The sequence below is a fragment of the Streptomyces sp. NPDC005811 genome (assembly GCF_040630405.1).
Classification (GTDB): domain Bacteria; phylum Actinomycetota; class Actinomycetes; order Streptomycetales; family Streptomycetaceae; genus Streptomyces.
The window spans coordinates 214,638-235,433 of the sequence record NZ_JBEXXK010000008.1; the positions used below are offsets into that span (position 1 = coordinate 214,638).

A 20,796-nucleotide genomic window follows, 5' to 3' on the forward strand; every position below is an offset into this window, starting at 1 on the left:
GTTCATCCCTGGGTCTGCTGGATAGCTTCGCGAAGCACCTGGCGGTCGTCGAACGGACGGACCACCCCGGCGATGTCCTGGCCCTGCTCATGGCCCTTGCCCGCGACCAGCACGGTGTCCCCGGCGTGCGCGCGGGCGACGGCGGCGGCGATCGCGGCGGCCCGCTCCTCGAACAGGAGCACCTCGCCGCGCTCGTGCGCGGGCACCGAGGCGGCCCCTTCGAGCATGGTCGCGAGGATCGCGAGGGGGTCCTCGGAGCGGGGGTTGTCGGAGGTCAGTACGGCGGTGTCGGCGAGCCGTGCCGCGGCGGCGCCCATCGGCGCGCGCTTGGTGCGGTCCCGGTCGCCGCCGCAGCCGATGACGACGTGCAGCCGGCCCTTGGTGACCTTGCGCAGGGCCCTGAGCACCGATTCGACGGCGTCCGTCTTGTGGGCGTAGTCGACGACCGCGAGATAGGGCTGGCCGGCGTCGACGCGCTCCAGCCGGCCCGGCACGCCCGGTACGGCGGCGACGCCGTCGGCGGCGGTCTGCGGGTCGAGTCCCGCGGCGGCGAGGGCGACGATCGCGGCGAGGGTGTTGGCCACGTTGAACGAGCCGGGCAGCGGCGCCCTGGCGGCGACGCGCACCCCGTCCGGGCCGAGGACGGTGAACGTCGAGTCCATCGGGCCGATGTGGACCTCGGTCGCGCGCCAGTCGGCGTCGGGGTGTCCCTCGGCGGAGAAGGTGACGACCGGGACCTCGGCCTCGCGGGCCAGCCGGCGGCCGTACGCGTCGTCGAGGTTGACCACGCCGAGTTTGCTGCGCTTAAGGGTGAACAGCTGTGCCTTGGCCCGGAAGTAGTCCTCCATGTCGGAGTGGAACTCCATGTGTTCCGGGCTGAGGTTGTTGAAGACGGCGATGTCGAAGACGCAGCCGTCGACCCGGCCGAGGACCAGGGCGTGGCTGGACACCTCCATGGCGACCGCCTCGACCCCGCGTTCGCGCATGACGGCGAACAGGGCCTGGAGGTCGGTGGCCTCGGGGGTGGTGCGCTCGGACTTGATGCGCTCCTCGCCGATGCGCATCTCGACCGTGCCGATCAGCCCGGTGGACTTCAGCGACTTCAGTCCGCCCTCCACCAGGTAGGCGGTGGTGGTCTTGCCGGAGGTGCCGGTGATGCCGATCTGGAGCAGGTCGCGGCCCGGGCGGCCGTAGATCGTGGCGGCCAGCTCGCCCATCCGCGCGCGCGGGTCGTCGGCGACCAGGACCGGCAGTCCGGTGGCGGCGGCGCGCTCGGCGCCGGTCGGGTCGGTGAGCACGGCGACCGCGCCGAGTCCGGCGGCCTGGGTGACGAAGTCGGCCCCGTGCAGCCGGGCGCCCGGGAGGGCGGCGTACAGGTCGCCGGGGCGGACGGCGCGCGAGTCGTGGGTGATGCCCGTGACGGCCGCCTCGCTCCGTACGGCGGTGGCCCCCAGCTGGTCGGCGAGCTCCGCGAGGGGTGTGGCGGAGACCTGGACCGGCCTGGGCGGTCCCGGGTAGGTCACGGATGCGCCCTTCTGGGTGGTTTGGGACTGATCAGCGTGTGGCACGGCGGTGAGCGTACCGGGCCCACCCGCCTGCGGGCGAAGCGAGGCGGAGGGGGACGCGTGGTTCCCGGGGTCGGGAGTGATCATGGTCACGGGCTGGTTCCTGGCTGGTTCGGCGCTGAACAGCGATGGACGGGGCGGGCGGGGACGTCAGGGGGAGAAGGTGACGGGCAGGTTCGCGGCCTTCGCCCCGGTCGGCGGGATCTGGAGGGTCTTCAGGGCGAACTCCATGACCTGCTTGAAGATGGGTCCGCAGATCTGACCGCCGAAGTAGCTGCCCTGGGTGGCGTTCTGGATCGCGCAGTAGACGGTGACCCGGGGCTCGTCGGCGGGGGCGAAGCCGGCGAAGGAGGAGGTGTATCCCTTGTACTTGCCGGTGGCCGGATCCACGCGGTTCGCCGTGCCCGTCTTGCCCGCGACGCGGTAGCCGGGGATGCGCGCCTTGGTGCCGGTGCCCTCCTGGTCGTCCACCACCGACTCCAGCATCTGGGCGAGGGTCTTCGCCGTCTTGGCGCTGACCACCCTGGTCTTCTCGGGTGCGGCGGCGGGGGTGAAGCGGCCGTCGGGGCCCTGCGTGCCGCGCACGAGGGTCGGCTCGATCCGTACCCCGCCGTTGGCGATGGTCGAGTAGACGGAGGCGGCCTGGAGCGCGTTGAGGGAGACGCCCTGTCCGAAAGGGATCGTGTACTGCTGCGAGGTCGACCAGGTGTCCGGCGCGGCGAGGATGCCCTTGGTCTCGCCGGGGAAGTCGAGGCCGCTGTAGCTGCCGAGGCCGAACTTGCGCAGGTAGGAGTAGAGGACCCGGTTGGCCTCGGCCTGGGTCTTGCCGAGTTCCCCGGTGGCGAGGATCGTGCCGATGTTGCTGGACTTGGCGAGCACGCCGTTGAGCGTCAGGTTCCAGGTCGCGTGGTCGATGTCGTCCTTGAAGAGCCGGTCGCCGCGGTGCAGCCGGTTCGGTACGACGACATGGGTGAGCGGGGTGGCGACGTTCTCCTCCAGGACGGCCGCCATCGACATGATCTTGGCGGTGGAGCCGGGCTCGTAGGCGTCCTGGAGGGCCGCGTTGCCGAGGGCGTCCGGGTCGGCGGTGGTGAGGTCGTTGGGGTCGAAGCCGGGCGAGTTGGCCATGGCGAGGATCTCACCGGTGCGGGTGTCCTGGACGACGACGTAGCCGCGGTCCGCCTTGGAGGCCTTGACCTGCTCGGTGATGGCGTTCTGGGCGGCCCATTGGATGTCCCGGTCGATCGTCAGCTCGATGTCGGAGCCGGGCACGGCGGGGGTCTCGGTGGAGCCGGCGGTGGGGACCTGGAGGCCGCCGGACTGGGCGTAGCGGATCTTGCCGTCCTTGCCCGCCAGGACGGAGTTCAGCTGCTGCTCGATGCCGCCGCCGCCCTTGCCCTCGGCGTTGACCCAGCCGAGCACGGAGGCGGCGAGGTCGCCGTTGGGGTACACGCGCTTGCTGCTGGGGACCGCGAAGAGACCGGCGAGGACGTTGACCGTGGTGCCGTCGGACCGGGACTTGGCGGCGAGCGCGGAGCGCAGGTCCTTGATCTGCTTCCAGACCTCCGGGGTCTGCCGGACGGCCAGCAGCGCGTACTGCGACCTGGTGTTCTTCGGCCGCAGCTTGGCGACGATCGTGGCCTGCTCCTGGCCGAGGATCGGGGCGAGAAGGGCCGCGGCCTGCTCGGGGCCGTCGTCGATCCTCAGGTTCTCGCGGTTGAACATCGTCGGGTCGGCGGTGATGTCGTAGGCGTCCTCGCTGCTCGCGAGAGCGACCCCGCTGCGGTCGGTGATCTCGCCGCGCTCGGCGGCCAGCACCTGGCCGACGTACCGGTTCCGGTCGGCCTTGGCGGCGTAGGTGCCGGCGTCGACGGCCTGGACCTGGAGGAGGCGTACGACGAAGGCGGCCATCACCAGGGTCAGGGCGAGGCCGACCATGCGCAGCCGGGGGCGGGGGCTGCCGAGCCGGAGGGCGCGCGGGGCCGGGGGGCGCGGGGCGGCCGGACGGCGGGCCGGGCGGGCGCCGGGGCCGGGGCGGCGCTGGGCGGAGGCGGGGCGGGAGGGCCGGGCGGGGCCGGGCACGCGGCGGCGGGGCGGTTCCCTGTCGGACACTTCCGTCACCTGCCGGGGGTCGTGGGAAGGGCTGCGGTCGGAGCCGGCGAGGCGCTCGGCGCGGGAGTTCCACCGGGCGGTGCGGTCGGGGGTGACGCCGCGGGCGAGGCGATCGTCTGGGAGAGCGTCATCGCCTCGGGCGGCCGTACGACGTCGGCGGCGCCCTGCGCGGACTGCCCGGCCGCGGGCGAGGGAACGCCCTTGACGGTGCCGTCGGGGTCCAGGAACGCGGGGTCGCCGCCGGGGACCATGCCGAGTTCACCGGCGCGGCGGCGGAGGGCGTCCGGGGCGGAGTAGGAGTCGATGTCGCGCTGGAGCGCCTGTTCCTCGTCGGTGAGGTTCTTGGTGTCCCGCTGGAGGTCGCCCATCCGGAACGAGCCCTCGCTGAGCGCGGAGTTCAGCACGAGCAGTCCGATGAGGCCGCCGCCGAGGAGGAGGACGACGAGGAGGACGAAGGGGGTGCGGGCCGCCTGGCGCGGTCCCGCGGGGAACAGCCGGGCCAGCCGGGCCGCCCTCCCCTTGAGTTCGGGTTTCCTGCTCACTCGCCCTCCCCCGAGTCCGGTTTTCCCACCTGCGCCCGCCGCGCCCTCATTCGATGGACTCCCTGATGCGTTCGGCCCCGCGCAGCCGGGCCGGGGCCGCGCGCCGGTTCTCGGCGACCTCTTCCTCGGTGGGAAGTTCGGCACCGCGGGTCAGCAGCTTGAGCCGGGGCTGGTAGCGCTCGGGGACGACGGGCAGCCCGGGCGGGGCGGTGGTGGCGGCGCCGGCCGCGAGCACCTGCTTGACCAGCCGGTCCTCCAGCGAGTGGTACGACAGCACGGCGATCCGCCCGCCCACGTCGATCGCCTCGACGGCGGCCGGGATCGCCCGCTCCAGCACCGACAGTTCGCCGTTGACCTCGATGCGCAGCGCCTGGAAGGTGCGCTTGGCCGGGTTGCCGCCGGTGCGCATGGCGGCCTGCGGCAGGGCGCCGCGGATCAGCTCGACCAGCCGGGCGCTGTTGCTGAACGGCTCCTTGTCGCGTTCGCGGACGATCGCGGAGACGATCCGCTTGGCCTGCTTCTCCTCGCCGTACGCCCGCAGGATCCGCACCAGTTCGCCGGGCGGGTAGGTGTTGAGGACCTCGGCGGCGCTGATGCCGGTCGTCTGGTCCATGCGCATGTCGAGCGGGGCGTCCTGGGCGTAGGCGAAGCCGCGGCCGGCCTCGTCGAGCTGCATGGAGGACACGCCGAGGTCGAACAGGACGCCCTGGACGTGCGGGAGGCCGAGCCGGTCGAGGACGTCGGGGAGTTCGTCGTAGACGGCGTGCACCAGGGTGGCGCGCTCGCCGAAGGGGGCGAGGCGCTCGCCGGAGAGCCGCAGGGCCTCCTTGTCGCGGTCGAGGGCGACGAGCCGGACCCCGGGGAACCGGGTGAGGAGGGCTTCGCTGTGGCCGCCGAGGCCGAGGGTGCAGTCGACGACGACGGCGCCGGGCCGCGTCAGGGCGGGGGCCAACAGGTCCAGGCACCGCTGGAGCATCACCGGGACGTGTCGACTCTGGCTCAAGGGGCCCTCTCAGATCCGGCGGGAACGCGCACCGCCGGGTCCCCGCCCTCTCGTCTGGGGAAGGCCTGCCGCGGCATGCGGGGAAGTCAGTCCAGCAGGGAGATCGCCGTCGAGCCGCCGCCTCCCGCTTCGCGTCACTTTAGTCCACGGTGTCTCGCGGTCAATCAACCGGCCTGCGCGTCGCGGGCGGGCGCCGTCGTGAAGCGCCGGAGCGGCGGAAATCACCCGGCCGGGTGGCGCGACCTCACTCCTGTGGCCTACCTCACAAGTGCGACGTGATGACGCTCTTTTTCCCTTCTCACAACAGGACCGCAAGGGCCGTGACCAGTACCGTCATGGTTATGACGACTTCTGCATCCGTACCCACCGAGTCCGAAGGCGCCATACGCGGCGGCACGGTGACCGACCGTCTCGTCGACGCGAACGAGCGGTACGCCGCCGCCTTCACCGACCCCGGCATGGACGCCCGGCCCGTGCTGCACGTGGCGGTCGTGGCCTGCATGGACGCCCGTCTCGACCTGCACGCGGCGCTCGGCCTGGAGCTGGGTGACTGCCACACGATCCGCAACGCGGGCGGGGTGGTCACCGACGACGTGATCCGGTCACTCACGATCAGCCAGCGCAAGCTGGGCACGCGCAGCATCGTGCTGATCCACCACACGGGCTGCGGCCTGGAGGCGATCACCGAGGACTTCCGCACCGAACTGGAGATGGAGGTCGGCCAGCGTCCGGCCTGGGCCGTGGAGGCCTTCCGGGACGTGGACCAGGACGTACGGCAGTCCATGCAGCGGGTGCGCACCTCGCCGTTCCTGCTGCACGCCGACGACGTGCGCGGCTTCGTGTTCGACGTGAAGACGGGCCTGCTGCGCGAGATCGACCCCGCCTGACGGCCTCGCCGACCGCCCGCACCGTTGCCGGTTCGCTGTCATTTGCCTGTTGATTTCTCCTGCACCGGTACTCAAAAGGCCATAGAACCGACATATCGCGGGCAGTTGTCCATAGGCGAGTGACACGAATCGGTAACGGCAGCAAGAATGCGGTTGTGACGCCACGCCGAACATTTCACGGGTGGCGCACGTGATTCGGGGTGGGCCGGTTCGCGGTGAAGAGCGTCGGCCCGGAGCAATGTAAGGGCCGAGGAGGGCCGGGTGACGACCTATGACGAGCGAGCGAGCCTCACGGATCTGACCGCCACTGTGGATCGAGTCCGCAGTTCGGTGGAGGGAGTGATCGAGGGCAAGCCCGAGGTCGTACGGCTTTCGCTGACCGTGCTGCTCGCCGAGGGACATCTTCTGATCGAGGACGTCCCCGGCGTCGGCAAGACGATGCTCGCCAAGGCGCTGGCGAAGTCCATCGACTGTTCGGTGCGCCGGATCCAGTTCACACCGGACCTGCTGCCCTCGGACATCACGGGCGTGTCGATCTGGGACCAGCAGCGCCGCGACTTCGAGTTCAAGCCGGGCGCGATCTTCGCCCAGATCGTGATCGGCGACGAGATCAACCGGGCCTCGCCCAAGACGCAGTCCGCGCTCCTGGAGTCCCTGGAGGAGCGCCAGGTCACCATCGACGGGCAGACGTACGAGCTGCCCAGCCCGTTCATGGTGGTGGCCACGCAGAACCCGGTCGAGATGGAGGGCACCTATCCGCTGCCCGAGGCCCAGCGCGACCGTTTCATGGCCCGGGTCTCCATCGGCTACCCCAGCGCGGAGGCCGAACTGCAGATGCTCGACGTGCACGGCGGGGTCAGCCCGCTGGACGACCTCCAGCCGGTCGCCCACGCGCACGAGATCGTGAAGCTGATCGACGCCGTCCGCACGGTCCACGTCGCCGAATCGGTTCGCCGCTACGCCGTCGAACTGGTCGGCGCCACGCGCACCCACCCGGACCTCAGACTCGGCGCCTCGCCGCGCGCGACGCTGCACCTGCTGCGCGCGGCGAAGGCGTCCGCCGCCCTCTCGGGCCGGGACTACGCGCTGCCGGACGACGTGCAGCACCTCGCCGTGGCCGTCCTGGCCCACCGTCTGCTGCCCACGGCACAGGCCCAGCTCAACCGCCGCACGGCGGAACAGGTCGTCGAGGAGATCCTGCAGCGCACCCCGGTGCCCACCGGCGGCCAGCAGCACACCTACGGCGGCCTGGGCCAGAACACGCCCGCGTACCCGCAGCAGCCGCCGCGGAGGATCTGATGACCACCGGGGGGACCGGCCGGACCGGACAGCCCCAGGGCGGCCGCCTCGAGAAGGGCGGCGCCCGGACCGCTCTGGCGGGTCTGACCACCCGCGGGCGCTCCTTCCTGGCGGCCGGCATAGCCGCCGCCGTCTGCGCGTACGTGCTCGGGCAGCCCAATCTGCTGCGGGTCGGGCTGCTGCTGGCCGCGCTCCCGCTGATCTGCGCGGCCGTCGTCTACCGCACCCGCTACCGGGTCGCCGGCAGCCGCCGGCTGGCCCCCGCGCGCGTGCCGGCCGGCAGCGAGGCCCGCGTCCATCTGCGGATGGACAACGTCTCACGGCTGCCCACCGGCCTGCTCATGCTCCAGGACAAGGTGCCCTACGTCCTCGGCCCGCGCCCCCGGTTCGTCCTGGACCGGGTGGAGGCGGGCGGCCGGCGCGAGGTGTCCTACCGGGTCCGCTCCGATCTGCGCGGCCGCTATCCGCTGGGCCCGCTCCAGCTCCGGCTGAGCGACCCGTTCGGCATGTGCGAACTGACCCGGTCCTTCTCGACGTACGACACGCTGACGGTGATCCCCCGGGTGGAGCCGCTGCCGCCGGTGCGGCTGAGCGGCGAGGCCAAGGGGTACGGCGACGGGCGGCAGCGCGCGGTGGCGCTGGCCGGCGACGACGACGTGATCCCGCGCGGCTACCGCTACGGCGACGACCTGCGCCGGGTGCACTGGCGTTCGACCGCCCGGTACGGCGAGCTGATGGTGCGCCGCGAGGAGCAGCCCCAGCGGGCCCGCTGCACGGTGCTCCTGGACACCCGGGCCCTGGCCTACGAGGGCGCCGGCCCGGACTCCGCCTTCGAATGGGCGGTCTCGGGCGCCGCGTCCGTCCTCGTGCACATGCTGGAGCGGGGCTTCTCGGTCCGGCTGCTGACGGACACCGGCACCTCGGTGCCCGGGGAGGGCGCCGACGGGTTCGCCGGGGCCAGCGGGGAGTCGGCGGACGCCGCCGGGCTGATGATGGACACCCTCGCGGTGGTCGACCACTCCGACGGCGCGAGCCTGTCGCGCGCCTACGACCTGCTGCGCAGCGGCAACGAGGGACTGCTGGTGGCGTTCCTCGGCGACATCGACGAGGAACAGGCGGCGATCGCCGCGAAGATGCGCCAGCGCAGCGGGGGCGCGGTCGCCTTCCTGCTGGACAGCGACACCTGGGGGCGTGAACCGAACGGCATGGCCCATCCGATGAACAGTCAGGAGGAGCGGCTGCGGTTGCTGCGCGAGGCGGGCTGGACCGCCCTCGGCGTACCGCGGGGCACCTCGCTGGACGAGCTGTGGCGTCAGGCCGACCGCGAGCGGGCGGGCGTCGTCACGGCGGGCGGGACACGTGCGGGGGAGGCGGGATCATGAGCGGACGGGCTCGGCTGACACTGTGCTCGGCGGCGGCCACGCTGATGGCGTCGTGCGCCCTGCTGCCCCTCGTCGACCCGGCGACCTGGATCCTCCAGGCGGCGGTGCTGCTGGCGATCCAGTCCGGGGTGGGCGCGGCCGCCCGCCGGGTGCCGCTGGCCCGGCCGCTGACGGTGGCCGCCCAGGCGCTGGTCTCGCTGCTGCTGCTCACCCTGGTCTTCGCCCGGGAGCAGGCGCTGCTCGGGGTGGTCCCGGGCCCGGAGGCGATCCAGCACTTCGGGGAGCTGCTGCGGGCGGGCACCGAGGACGTCGGGCAGTACGCGATCCCCGCCCCGCTGTCCGACGGCATCCGGCTGATGACGGTCGGCGGAGTCCTGGTGATCGGCCTGGCGGTGGACACCCTCGCGGTGACCTTCCGCAACGCCGCGCCGGCCGGTCTGCCGCTGCTCGCGCTGTACTCGGTGGCCGCGGGACTGTCCAACGGGTCGAGCGACTGGGTGTGGTTCCTGATCGCCGCGGCCGGCTATCTGATGCTGCTGCTGGCCGAGGGCCGTGAGCGGCTCTCCCAGTGGGGCCGGGTCTTCGCCGGCGCGCCACGCACCCCGGGCGAGCAGCCGGGGGCGGTGGCGCCGGTGCGCACCGGCCGGCGGATCGGCATGGCCGCGCTGGGCGTGGCCCTGGTGGTGCCGCTGCTGCCCCTGCCGGCGATCCAGGGCGGCCTGCTGGCGGGCGCCGGGACGGGCGTGGGAGCGGGCAACGGCAGCGGGGGGACGATCTCCGCGGTCAACCCGGTGGTGTCCCTGCGCGACAGCCTGAACGTGAACGACGACCGCACGGTCCTGACGCTGAGCACCAACGCCGACGACCTGTCGGACATGTATCTGCGGATCGTCTCCCTGGACGACTTCGACGGCACCACCTGGAAGCCCTCCAAGCGCCACATCGTCGCCGTGCCGGACGAGTTCCCCACGCCCACCGGACTGGGTCCCGACATCAAGCGCGCGGTGGTCTCCACCCGGATCTCGGCCGCCGCCGGCTACGCCCAGGCCTGGCTGCCGATGCCGTATCCGCCGAGCGGCGTGACGATCAAGGGCGACTGGCGGTACGAGCCGGTCGGCATGACCCTCGTCGGCGACCACGGCGAGGACACCAGCGGCAAGACGTACGAGGTGACGAGCCTCGACGTGCAGCCGACGGCGAAGCAGCTGGAGGCGGCGCCGAAGGCGCCGAGCTCGATCCGGGACGAGTACACCAAGGTGCCGGGCTCGCTGCCGAAGCTGGTGTCGCGCCAGGCGAAGGAGATCACCGCGGGCGCGACCAGCGACTACGCGAAGGCGGTCGCGCTCCAGGACTACTTCGCGGTCACGGGCGGCTTCGAGTACGACACCGATGTGGAGGTCGGCTCCGGGCCCGACGCGATCGCCCGCTTCCTGCGGGACAAGCAGGGCTTCTGCGTCCACTTCTCGTTCGCGATGGCGGCGATGGCCCGCACGCTGGGCATACCGGCCCGGGTCGCGGTGGGCTTCGCGCCGGGTTCCCCGCAGGCGGACGGTTCGGTGGCGGTGAGCCTGAAGGACGCGCACGCCTGGCCCGAGCTGTACTTCGAGGGCGTGGGCTGGACCCGCTTCGAGCCGACCCCGACGCGCGGGACGACCCCGTCGTACACGGTGCCGGACTCCTCGAACGCGGACACCCCCGACCTGCCGCAGTCCTCCCAGTCGGCGGACGCGGCTCCCTCGGCGGCTCCCTCGGCGAGCACGAGCTGCTCGGCGCAGGACAAGAAGCTCGACGGCTGCGGTGCGGCGCTCCCGCTGGACGAGGCGGAGCAGGGCGACCAGGGCACCCCGCTGTACGAGACCATCGGCTGGATCCTGCTGGGCGCCCTGGCGCTGGCCCTTCCGTCGCTGCCGATGCTGTGGCGGCTGCGCCGGCGGTCGGTGCGGCTGGCGTCGGCCCGGCACTCCGGGGCCGGGCCGGCCGGCGGACGGCAACCGGCGGCCGGCACCGACGGGCTCGCGGCGGAGGGCCCCGGTTCCGCGGTGCTGCTGGACGAGCCGTCCCACGAGGCGGCCGGGGCCGCGACGGCACATGTGCTGGCGGTCTGGCGCGAGCTCGTCGACACGGCCTGGGACTACGGCATCGAACCGGACGACGCGCTGACCCCCCGGCGGGCGGCGGCGCGGATCGTGCGGATCGGGGAGCTGGACGAGACGGCGGCCGACTCGGTGCACCGGGTGGCCGGGGCCGTGGAGCAGGTGCTGTTCGCGCCGCACCCGCGCGCCGGGACCGGGCTGTCCGAGGAGGTCCACCGGGTGCGGGCGGCGCTGCGGGCGAGGGTCGGCTGGACCACCAGGGTGCGGGCGGTCGTGGCACCCCGTTCGGCCGTCCGGGCGGTCTGGGACCTCGCGGACCGCTGGACGGCCCTCAAGGCGTCCTGGGCGGGCCGGGCGGACCGGCTGGCGAGCCTGCTGCGCCGGCGCCCCTCGGGCCAGCAGAGCTGAGCGGAGGACGCGGACACGCGGAGGGGGTGACCACCCGGTGGGTGGTCACCCCCTCGACGTCGTCCGGGGTGGGGGCCGGTCAGTGGCCGCCCTGCTCGTCTCGGCGGCGCTGCCAGCGCTGCTCGATCCGGTCCATCAGTGAGCGCTTCTGCCGTCCCTGGCCACGGGTGTGGTGCGCGCCCGCGGGGTGTTCGCCCGGCTTGGGCGCCTTGCGCCAGCCGGTGACCGCGAGCACCGCACAGCCCAGCATGACGAGGAAGCCCACGACACTGAGCCACACCTGCTTGGCGACCATGCCCGCCATGAGGAGCGCGATACCCACGAGGAAGCCCGCGACCGCCTGGTAGACCCGCCGCCGGGTGTACGTACGCAGCCCGCTTCCCTCGAGCGCCGACGCGAACTTGGGATCTTCGGCGTACAGCGCTCGCTCCATCTGCTCGAGCATGCGCTGCTCGTGCTCCGAGAGCGGCACGGAGTCCTCCTCATCGTGCAGTCGCCGGGGCGACTCGGGGGTCCCTTCAGGATAGGCAGGGATCCGCCCCCGTGAAACCCGCCCCTCTACGCCAATTGGCCAACCGGAGCCCGCCATGGGCGTCCCGGTCCGCTGAGGCTTCCATTCCCCGGCGGCCGACCCGTCATGCCGGGCGGTCTCCCTCGATCATACGGCGCGCCGCGCCCGAACGGGGGGCCTGTGGCGTACTCCATGTGCCGCCAAGCCCCTGATCAGCGGGCGGGGTCCGGGAGCGCTCAGGCCTCCTGGGTCCCCCGTGTCTCACCGAGCACGTGGAGCTGGGTGGCGACGGAGTGGAAGGCGGGGAGTTCGGCGGCGGCCTCCTCCAGCTTGAGCAGGGCGTCGAGGGCGCCGGGCTCGGTGTCCACGAGGACGCCGGGGACGAGGTCGGCGAAGACCCGTACGCCGTGCACGGCGGTGACGTCGAGGCCCGCGCCCTCGACGAGCCCGGTGAGCTGCTCGGCGGTGAAGCGGCGCGGCACGGGGTCGCCGCTGCCCCAGCGGCCGTCCGGGTCGGAGAGGGCCTGCCGGGCCTCCTTGAAGTGGCCGGCGAGGGCCCGGGCGAGGACGGCTCCGCCGAGGCCGGCGGCGAGGAGGCTGAGGACGCCCTCGGGGCGCAGGGCGGCCACGGTGTTGCGGACGCCTTCGGCGGGGTCGTCGACGTACTCCAGGACGCCGTGGCACAGGACGGCGTCGTAGCCGCCGCGCTCGACCACGTCGAAGAGGCCGTGGGCGTCGCCCTGGACGCCGCGCACGCGGTCGGCGACGCCGGCCTCGGCGGTGCGGCGCTCCAGCGCGAAGAGCGCGTTGGGGCTGGGGTCGACGACCGTGACCCGGTGGCCGAGCCGGGCGACGGGCACCGCGAAGTTGCCGCTGCCGCCGCCGGTGTCGAGGACGTCGAGCGCCTCGCGGCCGGTGGCCTTGACCCGGCGCTCGAGGGCGTCCTGGAGGACCTCCCAGACCACGGCGGTACGGAGAGCGGCACGGGGGCGGATCGGGTCCGGCACGGCGGTTGACTCCTCGGCGCGGCACCGCCTCTTGCGCGGCGGAGCGAACGGGCTGCCTCCCGGACCGGCGCGACCGGAGCGGTCCGGGCGGAGGGAAGGCTTCAAACAGCGTCCACCCTATTGCCTCCGGCACCCGGACCGGGCACGGCGTCCGCCCACGCCCGACATCCCCGTCCGGCTCCGGTCCAACCCCCGTCCGGCTCCGGTCCGGCCCCAGCGGGAGGGCCCGACAGGGCGGGGGCCGGCCCGGTCTCAGCCCACGCCCGCATCCCCGTGCCGGTCCCGGCCGGGACGACCCTGGCAGGACGGCCCTACAGGACGAGAGTCCCGGCAGACGGCCCCGACAAGCGGGCCGGGCAGGGTGCGAGCCGGCCCAGCCTCAACCCTCGTCCGGCGTCCCCGTCCTCCGGCATCCCCGTCCCGGTCCCGGCAAGACGGCCCGGCAGGACGAGAGTCCCGGCAGACGGCCCCGACAAGCGGGCCGGGCAGGGTGCGAGCTGGCCCAGCCTCAACCCTCGTCCGGCGTCCCCGTCCTCCGGCATCCCCGTCCCGGCCCCGGCAAGACGGCCCGGCAGGACGAGAGTCCCGACGAGCGGGCCCGGCAGGGCGCGGGCCGGTCCGGTCTCAGCCCGCGTTCGGCGTCGCCGGCCCGGCGGGACGGTCCTGGCAGGGCGGCCTCGCCAAGCGGGGCCGGCACGGCCGGGGGCCGGCCCGGCTCAGCCCGCGTCCGGTATCGGCCGTCCCGCTCCCCTGCCGTCCGGGTCGTCCCCGTCCTGGCGGGGCTGGGGCAGGACGGGCTGGAGGACCAGCAGGCGCTCGACGAGGCGGATGAACATCGCCACGTCGCGTATCAGATCGTCGGCGTCCCGGCGGCCGGCCGCGCCCTGGATGCCCGCCTCGGCCCGGGCGCGGCGCCCGGCCCCGGAGGCGAACAGGGCGCTCCACTCGGTGAGTTCGGGCGCGATCTCGGGGAGCACCTCCCAGGCGCTGCGGATGCGCGCCCGCTTACGGGGGGAGGGGTCGGGGCGGCCGCGCGCGGCGAGGACGGCGGCGGCGGTGCGCAGGGCGGCGAGATGGGCCGTGGCGTAGCGCTCGTTGGGGGTCTCGAGGACGGCCGCCTCCTCCAGGCCGGCGCGGGCCTGGGCGAGCAGGTCGAGTGCGGCGGGCGGTGCCGTCGTCCGGCGCAGCACGGGGTGGACGTCGCTCGCCGGGCCGGTCAGTGAGGGGGCAGGGCCGGTGGCGCGGCGCCGGTGTGCGGCGGCTGCGTGGGAGCTGGCCATGACGAACCTCCTGTCGTCTGGGTGACGGCACTCCCTGCCGGGTGGTGCCGTATGTGCCCATCGTGCGGTATGCCACTGACAATCCGTTCTGACCTCGGCTTTTGCTTCGATCGAAGGTTCGGGTTAGTTTTTGCACTGACCAGTCAGTTCAAAATCACCACGGAATCAGGGGGGACTGTGGGCGGCGTCCGCATCACAGCCGAAGGCCTCGGCCTCGAGGGCCCCCGCGGTTGGGCCTTCCGCGGCGTGGACCTCGACGCGGAACCCGGCTCGCTGCTCGCGATCGAGGGACCGTCCGGCTCCGGCCGTACGAGCCTGCTGCTCGCGCTCACCGGCCGGATGAGGACCACCGAGGGAACGGCGACCGTGGGCACGGCACGGCTGCCGAAGCAGTCGGCGGCCGTGCGCCGGACCGGCGCGCTCGCGCATGTCGCCGGCGTCACCGACCTCGACCCGGCGCTGACCGTCGACGAGCACCTGCGGGAACGGGCCATGCTCCAGCGGCGGTTCGGCGGATCCGTACGGGAGCTGCTGCGCCCGCGCGCGGAGCGGGCCGCGGCGGCGGACCACGGCATCGACACCGCACTGGAGGCGGCCGGTCTCGACCGGGCGGCCCTGCCCAAGGGCGGGCGGACAGCCGTACGCGATCTGGAACGGATCGAGGCACTGCGGCTGTCGGTGGCCCTCGCGCTCGTCGGACGGCCGGCGCTGCTCGGCGTCGACGACACCGACCTGAAGCTGTCCGAGGCCGAACGCGGCGCGGTCTGGGACCTGTTGAGGGCGATCGCCGCGTCCGGGACCACCGTCCTGGCGGTCTGCGCCGAGGCCCCCGACGGGATCACCGCGGTGTCCACCCGCACCCCCGGGGACCCGGCAGCGGACACCGAGGCGTCCGCCACCGAGGCCCCCGTCACCGGACCCGACGAGAAGGAGAAGGCCGATGCGCTCGCCCCGACTGGCCGCGCTTGAGCTGCGCCGCTTCGGCAGGGGGAAGCTCCCGCGGGCCGCCCTGGTGGCGCTTCTGCTGCTGCCCCTGCTCTACGGGGCGCTGTACCTGTGGTCGTTCTGGGACCCCTACGGCCGGCTCGACCGCATCCCGGTGGCGCTGGTGAACGACGACAAGGGGGCGACGGCCGACGGGAAGCGGATCACCGCCGGCGACGACATCACCCGCGGGCTGCGGGACAGCGAGGTCTTCGACTGGCACGAGGTGAGCGCCGAGCAGGCACGCGCGGGCGTGGAGGACGGCACGTACTACCTGTCGCTGACCATGCCCGCCGACCTCAGCGCGCGGATCGCCTCCAGCGCGGGCGACACACCGCAGACCGGCGCCCTGCGGGTGCGGACGAACGACGCGAACAACTACATCGTCGGACAGATCTCACGGACCGTCTTCAGCGAGGTCCGCACGGCCGCCTCCACGAAGGCCTCGCGGTCGTTCCTGGACAGGATCTTCGTCTCGTTCTCCGACCTCCACGGCGCGACCGCGAAGGCGGCCGACGGCGCCGACGACCTCAACGGGGGCATCGGCAAGGCCGAGAAGGGGTCGAAGGACCTCGCCGACGGGCTGTCCGCGGCCAAGAAGGGCAGCGGCTCGCTGGCCACGGGTCTGGAGAAGCTCGACTCGGGGTCCGGCGACCTCGCGGACGGCACGCGGCAGGTCGCGGACGGCACCCAGACGCTCGCCGACCGGGTCAACGGGGTCGCGGGCAAGGTGGGTCCCTTCCTCAAGGACAACGAGAAGACCATCGGCGACACCGCGCAGCTGGTCGCGGACTCCGCCGAGGCGGTCGGCGCCCACCTCGACACGCTCGTGAAGGCCGCCCCGACCGCCGCCAGGGGCGCGCACACCGCCTCCGACACGCTCGCGGCCCTCTACCGGACCCGCTGCGAGCACCCGGTGCTGCCCGACGCCGCCTGCGCGGACCTGGAGAAGGCCCGCGACACGGCCGCCCAGGTCGCCACCGTCGCGGACGACCTCGACACGCTGATCGCCGACCAGGACGGCGACCTGACGACCCTGCGCGCCCACCTCGGCACGCTCCAGGAACAGGCGCAGGCCCTCGCCGACCGGGCGCCGCACCTCTCCGAGGACCTCGACGACGCGGTGACCCGGATCAACGCCCTCAACACCGGGGCCCGAAAGGTCGCCGCGGGAGCCCGGGAGCTGCACACCGGGCTCGGCACGGCCAGCACCGGCGCCGGCACCCTGGACCAGGGCGTCGGCAGGCTCAGGTCCGGGGCCGAGGACCTCACCGGCGGCATGTACAAACTCTCCGACGGCTCCGGGCGACTCGCCGACGGACTGCACGACGGCGCCGCGCGGATCCCCGACTACGACGAGCAGCAGCGCGACACGCGGACCGCCGTCATGGCCGACCCCGTGCGACTCGCCGCCCAGGACCTGCACAAGGCGGCGAACTACGGCACCGGTTTCGCCCCGTACTTCATCCCGCTGTCGCTGTGGGTGGGCGCGATGGTGGCGTACATGCTGATCCCGCCGATGAACCGGCGCGCCCTCGCCGTGGGCGCCCCGGCCTGGCGGATCGCGCTGGCGGGCTGGCTGCCGGTGGTCGCCGTCGGGGTGCTCCAGACGACGGCGCTGATGGCCGTGCTGCACTGGGCGATCGGCCTGGAGATGGCCCACGCGGCCGGGACGGTGGGCTTCCTGTTCCTCGTCACGGCGTGTTTCGCGGCCCTCGTGCAGTGGCTCAACGCACGCTTCGGCGCGGCGGGCCGGATCCTCGTCCTGGCGCTGCTGATGCTCCAGCTGACCTCGGCGGGCGGCACCTATCCGGTGCAGACCAGCCCCGGCTTCTTCAACGCCGTCCACCCCTGGCTGCCGATGAGTTACGTCGTGGAGGCGCTGCGCAGGCTCATCACGGGCGGCGGTCTGCAGCCGGTGTGGCACGCGTGCGTGGTGCTCGTCCTGTTCACCGCGGGGGCGCTCGCGCTGACCGCCCTGTCGGCCCGCCGCCGCCAGGTGTGGACCCTGGACCGGCTGCACCCCGAACTGAGCCTGTGAGGATCCGGCGTACGGAGGGTCGGGTTGCTGTGACAATCGGGACCATGGAAAGCAGCACCACGTCGGGCGGCCGCACCCGCCGCGAGGCCACCCGGCAGAAGCTCTACGAGGCGGCCGTCACCCTTATCGCCGAACAGGGCTTCTCCGCCACCACGGTGGACGAGATCGCCGAGCGGGCCGGTGTCGCGAAGGGCACGGTCTACTACAATTTCGCGAGCAAGTCGGTCCTCTTCGAGGAGTTGCTGCGGCATGGCGTCGGCCTGCTCACCGCCTCCCTGAGACAGGCCGCCGAGGACACCGAGCAGCGGGGCGGCAGCAAGGTCGACGCCCTGGACGCGATGGTCCGCGCGGGCCTCGTCTTCATCGAGCGCTATCCCTCCTTCACCCAGCTGTACGTGGCCGAGCTGTGGCGCACCAACCGGACCTGGCAGTCCACGCTGATGGTGGTGCGCGAGCAGGCGGTGGCCGTCGTGGAGGGCGTGCTGCGCGAGGGGGTGCACAACGGCGAGTTCAGCGAGGAGATCGACGTCCAGCTGACCGCGTCCGCGCTGGTCGGGATGGTCCTGGTGGCCGCCCTGGACTGGCAGGCGTTCCAGCCGGAGCGCTCGCTGGACGACGTCCACTCGGCGCTGTCCCGGCTGTTGCAGGGGCGGGTGAGCGGTCCCCGCTGACGGCGGGACGCGCACACGAAAGCGCCGGTCCGTCGTGGCCGCGTCCCCCGCGAGCCACCACGCACCGGCGCTTCCTCGTGCTCCCCATTCCCCCGTTCCCCCCTGTGTTCTCCCCCGTTGTTCCCCCGTGCGGTCGTTCCCCCGGGGTCTCCCCCGTGCCTCGCTCCCGCCGACGGGTCGGCGGAAGGAGCGGAGCAAGGGCCGCTCCGTTCCGGCGCCCCGTGTCGCCGGTGCCGGAGCCGCGCCCCTTCTCCGTGTCTCCACTGTCGCGTCCGCGCAGGCCGGCCCCCATCCGCGCGCGTACTCAACTCACTGACTAGGTACGTGTACTCAGGGCTGTGTGCTCAACCCCAGAACGCTCCGCGGTCGGCTGGTCACGAGCGCCTCCGTCGCCGTACTCCCCCGTGCCGCGCGGCCTGGCGCGGTGACTGTCAGTGGCGGCCGATAAAGTCGCGGGCATGGCACGGATTGCGGTGATCGGCGCCGGGCTGGGCGCGATGGCGACCGCCGCCCGGCTGGCCGTCGCGGGCCACCGGGTGGCGGTGTACGAGCGTACGGAGACGTACGGCGGAGCGGTGCGCCGCTTCGCACGGGACGGCTTCGGCTTCGACACCGGGCCGGGGCTGCTGCCCCTGCCCGCGGTCTACCGGGACCTGTTCGTCAAGACCGGCAAGGAGCCGCTGGAGGCCTGTGTCGAGCTGGTCCAGGTCGATCCGTCGGCCCGGCACGTGTTCGCGGACGGGACCACGGTGTCCCTGCCGAACGCCTCGCGCGCGGGGGTCGTCTCCGCCCTGGACGAGGCGCTCGGCGCGGGCGCGGGCCTGCGCTGGGGCGACTTCCTGGTCCGGGCCCGCGAGGCCTGGGACCGCACCCGCCGCCCGCTCCTGGAGGAGCCCCTGTGGCCGAACTGGCGGGTGCTGGCCGACCGTGAGCCCTACCCGGCGGTGCCGCACAGGAAGCTGCTGCGCACCCGCCGGGCGGGCACCCTCGCCGAGGTGGGCGCCTGGGAGCTGCGCGACCCCCGGCTGGCCGCCCTGCTGGACGGGCACGCGCTCGCGTACGGCCTGGATCCGCGCCACGCCCCGGCGAGCGCGGCGGTGCTGCCGTACATGGAGCACGCCTTCGGCATGTGGTACGTGCGCGGCGGTCTGCGGGAGCTGGCGCGCGCGGTGTACGAGCGGTGTGTGGCCCGCCGGGTCGAGTTCGTCTTCGGCGCCGAGGTCGTCCGGGTGCTGGAGAAGGACGGCCGGGCGACGGGTGTGGAGCTGGGCGGCGGCGAGGTGGTGGACGCGGACGTCGTGGTCGCGCCCGGCGGCGCGGCGGGGCTGCCCGTCCGGGGCGAGGGTGAGGTGCCGCCCCGGCAGGACCTGCCCAGCCGGCTGACGGTGCTGCTCGCGCTGCGCGGTGCCCGGCCTGAGGGCACCGCGCACCGGACGGTGGTGCACAGCGGTGACCGCGAGGGCGAGCTGGAGAGCCTGTTCGGTACGGCGCCCGCGGTGCCCGCGCGGCCGACGGTCCAGGTGCTGCGGCCCGGCGACCCGGCGCTGGTGCCGGACGGGGACCACGAGGCGGTCACGCTCGGTGCCACGGTGCCCGCGGGGGCGGAGATCCGCGAGGAACACGTGGAGGCTCTGGTCTCGGCCGCCGAGCGGGCCGTGCCGGGGCTGCGCGACCGGGTGCTGTGGCGCGAGGTGCGCACCCCCGCCGACATCGCGGCGGAGACGGGCACTCCGGGCGGTGCCGTGCCGGCGCCGTCGCTGGCGGCGGCCGGGGGCCGACTGCTTCACCCGGCGAACTCGACCGGTCTGCAAGGGCTGTTCACGGCCGGCGGCTGGTCGCATCCCGGGGGCGGGCTGCCCCACGCGGGCATGTCGGGTGCGCTGGTGGCCGGACTGATCGTGGAGGGACCGGAGTTCCGCGGCTCGCAGTGAGGGCCTGACGGCCGGGCTGTCAGAAGCGGTACTGCTGGTCGTCGTACCCGTGGTTCTGCTGCCCCTGCTGACCCTGCTGGCCGTCGCCCTGGTACGGGTACTGCTGCTGCTCCGGCGGGAGTTCACTGCCGAACGGGTCGTCGGTGCGCTGCTGCGGGACCCAGACCCCGCCCGCCGGGGTCTCCCCGTAGCCCCCGGTGCCGCCGGTGCCGTACTGCTCCTGGCCGTAGCCCTGCTGCCCGTACTGCTGCTGGTCGTAGCCGCCCTCGTAGGAGCCGCCGCCGTAGGTCTGGGTGCCGATGTACGGGTCGGAGTAGGCGGCGTACTGCTGCTCGCCGGTGGTGTCGTAGCCGTACTGCTGCTGGTTGTACCCGGAGTAGCCGTCGTAGCCGTAGCTCTGGTCGGTGCCCTGGGCGGCCGTCGCGTACTGGTCCTGGGACCGGCCGGTGGCCTCCTCGTACGCGGCGTCGGTGTATATGCCGTACGCGTTGGTGTCGTCGGGCATGGGCTGCGGCGAGTACACCGTGGTGCTCTCCGCGGCGGACGCCTGGGCCGGGCGGGCGGCCGGGGTGAAGACGTCGTCGCGGTCGTAGTCCTCGTCGGGGAAGGCGGCCGCGCCCTTGTCCTGGCCGTAGGCCGGGCCGTCACCGCCGAAGGATGAGGCGTCCAGGTCGCCGTAGCCGGGCAGGCTCCCGGTCCCCGGTTCGGCGCCGTCCAGGTCCGGATCGTCGCGGTCGTCCTTGGAGCGGCGGCCCTTGCCCAGGCCCTTGGGGAGCAGGCCCTCGCCCTCGCCGTCGCCGCGGCGCACGGCCCAGCCCTCGGCGAAGCCCCGGCGGAAGGACAGCGTGACGTAGGTCTGGCCGACCGCGAAGGCGGCCGCGCCCAGCCCGATGACGACCACCGAGGGGATCAGGACACCGAGCACGACGCCGAGGAAGCCCACGAACGCCAGCAGTCGCCAGCGCAGGCGCGCCTTGTACTGCAGCAGCACCTCACCGAGCAGCCACAGCGCGACGATGCCGAACGCGATGTAGAGGACCGTCCAGCCCATGTACGCCCCTCTCCCAGTGGCCGCTACGC

General features: G+C 73.6%; 16 protein-coding genes. 8 read left to right on the plus strand and 8 right to left on the minus strand.

The window, feature by feature from the left end:
* Nucleotides 1–2: 2 nt before the first annotated feature.
* Genes ABZ490_RS11580 through rsmH form a run of 4 tightly spaced genes read right to left on the minus strand, consistent with a single transcriptional unit; the run spans nucleotide 3 to nucleotide 5,222 of the window.
* A complete protein-coding gene (locus ABZ490_RS11580; RefSeq protein WP_358987947.1) occupies nucleotides 3–1,658 on the minus strand; it encodes a UDP-N-acetylmuramoyl-L-alanyl-D-glutamate--2,6-diaminopimelate ligase in 1,656 nt (551 codons plus the stop codon).
* Between the two features lie 57 nt (nucleotides 1,659–1,715).
* Complete coding sequence (locus tag ABZ490_RS11585) at nucleotides 1,716–3,677, minus strand: penicillin-binding protein 2 (RefSeq protein WP_358987950.1); 1,962 nt, start codon at nucleotides 3,675–3,677, stop codon at nucleotides 1,716–1,718.
* 5 nt (nucleotides 3,678–3,682) lie between these two features.
* Nucleotides 3,683–4,219 carry a septum formation initiator family protein gene (locus ABZ490_RS11590; protein WP_358987953.1) on the minus strand — a complete coding sequence of 179 codons (537 nt, stop codon included), beginning with the start codon at nucleotides 4,217–4,219 and terminating at the stop codon, nucleotides 3,683–3,685.
* Between the two features lie 46 nt (nucleotides 4,220–4,265).
* A complete protein-coding gene (gene rsmH, locus ABZ490_RS11595) occupies nucleotides 4,266–5,222 on the minus strand; it encodes a 16S rRNA (cytosine(1402)-N(4))-methyltransferase RsmH (RefSeq protein WP_358987956.1) in 957 nt (318 codons plus the stop codon).
* Between the two features lie 341 nt (nucleotides 5,223–5,563).
* Here rsmH and ABZ490_RS11600 point away from each other — a divergent pair, with 341 nt between their 5' ends.
* The 4 genes from ABZ490_RS11600 (at nucleotide 5,564) to ABZ490_RS11615 (ending at nucleotide 11,291) form a co-directional block, all read left to right on the plus strand.
* The gene (locus tag ABZ490_RS11600) at nucleotides 5,564–6,109 is read left to right on the plus strand and encodes a carbonic anhydrase (protein WP_055639095.1); all 546 of its coding nucleotides are present in this window, start codon (nucleotides 5,564–5,566) and stop codon (nucleotides 6,107–6,109) included.
* Nucleotides 6,110–6,370: 261 nt separating this feature from the next.
* A complete protein-coding gene (locus tag ABZ490_RS11605) occupies nucleotides 6,371–7,408 on the plus strand; it encodes a MoxR family ATPase (RefSeq protein WP_358987960.1) in 1,038 nt (345 codons plus the stop codon).
* Nucleotides 7,408–8,790 (plus strand): DUF58 domain-containing protein, encoded by a 1,383-nt coding sequence (locus ABZ490_RS11610; protein ID WP_358987963.1) that lies wholly within the window; start codon nucleotides 7,408–7,410, stop codon nucleotides 8,788–8,790. Before ABZ490_RS11605 ends, ABZ490_RS11610 begins: the two co-directional genes overlap by 1 nt.
* Entirely contained in the window at nucleotides 8,787–11,291 is a 2,505-nt protein-coding gene (locus tag ABZ490_RS11615; protein ID WP_358987966.1) for a DUF3488 and transglutaminase-like domain-containing protein, read from the plus strand. Before ABZ490_RS11610 ends, ABZ490_RS11615 begins: the two co-directional genes overlap by 4 nt.
* Before the next feature lie 79 nt (nucleotides 11,292–11,370).
* Here the strand turns inward: ABZ490_RS11615 and ABZ490_RS11620 are convergent, their stop codons facing one another.
* From ABZ490_RS11620 to ABZ490_RS11630, 3 genes are all read right to left on the minus strand, one after another.
* Nucleotides 11,371–11,763: a DUF3040 domain-containing protein gene (locus ABZ490_RS11620; protein WP_358987969.1), complete on the minus strand. Its 393-nt coding sequence runs from the start codon at nucleotides 11,761–11,763 to the stop codon at nucleotides 11,371–11,373.
* 275 nt (nucleotides 11,764–12,038) lie between these two features.
* Complete coding sequence (locus ABZ490_RS11625) at nucleotides 12,039–12,809, minus strand: methyltransferase (protein ID WP_358987972.1); 771 nt, start codon at nucleotides 12,807–12,809, stop codon at nucleotides 12,039–12,041.
* Between the two features lie 716 nt (nucleotides 12,810–13,525).
* On the minus strand, nucleotides 13,526–14,089 hold the full coding sequence (locus tag ABZ490_RS11630; RefSeq protein ID WP_358987975.1) for an SAV_6107 family HEPN domain-containing protein: 564 nt from the start codon (nucleotides 14,087–14,089) through the stop codon (nucleotides 13,526–13,528).
* A 177-nt stretch (nucleotides 14,090–14,266) separates the two neighbouring features.
* Between ABZ490_RS11630 and ABZ490_RS11635 the strand changes: the two genes are divergently transcribed.
* The 4 genes from ABZ490_RS11635 (at nucleotide 14,267) to ABZ490_RS11650 (ending at nucleotide 19,716) form a co-directional block, all read left to right on the plus strand.
* Nucleotides 14,267–15,058 carry an ATP-binding cassette domain-containing protein gene (locus ABZ490_RS11635; RefSeq protein ID WP_358987978.1) on the plus strand — a complete coding sequence of 264 codons (792 nt, stop codon included), beginning with the start codon at nucleotides 14,267–14,269 and terminating at the stop codon, nucleotides 15,056–15,058.
* Nucleotides 15,030–17,114, plus strand: a complete 2,085-nt coding sequence (locus ABZ490_RS11640; RefSeq protein ID WP_358987981.1) for a YhgE/Pip domain-containing protein — start codon at nucleotides 15,030–15,032, stop codon at nucleotides 17,112–17,114. The genes ABZ490_RS11635 and ABZ490_RS11640 overlap by 29 nt, the downstream gene beginning before the upstream one ends.
* Before the next feature lie 44 nt (nucleotides 17,115–17,158).
* A complete protein-coding gene (locus ABZ490_RS11645) occupies nucleotides 17,159–17,785 on the plus strand; it encodes a TetR/AcrR family transcriptional regulator (RefSeq protein WP_358987984.1) in 627 nt (208 codons plus the stop codon).
* Between the two features lie 458 nt (nucleotides 17,786–18,243).
* Nucleotides 18,244–19,716, plus strand: a complete 1,473-nt coding sequence (locus ABZ490_RS11650) for an NAD(P)/FAD-dependent oxidoreductase (protein WP_358987987.1) — start codon at nucleotides 18,244–18,246, stop codon at nucleotides 19,714–19,716.
* A gap of 19 nt (nucleotides 19,717–19,735) precedes the next feature.
* Here the strand turns inward: ABZ490_RS11650 and ABZ490_RS11655 are convergent, their stop codons facing one another.
* Nucleotides 19,736–20,767, minus strand: a complete 1,032-nt coding sequence (locus tag ABZ490_RS11655; protein ID WP_358987990.1) for a hypothetical protein — start codon at nucleotides 20,765–20,767, stop codon at nucleotides 19,736–19,738.
* Nucleotides 20,768–20,796 lie beyond the last annotated feature (29 nt).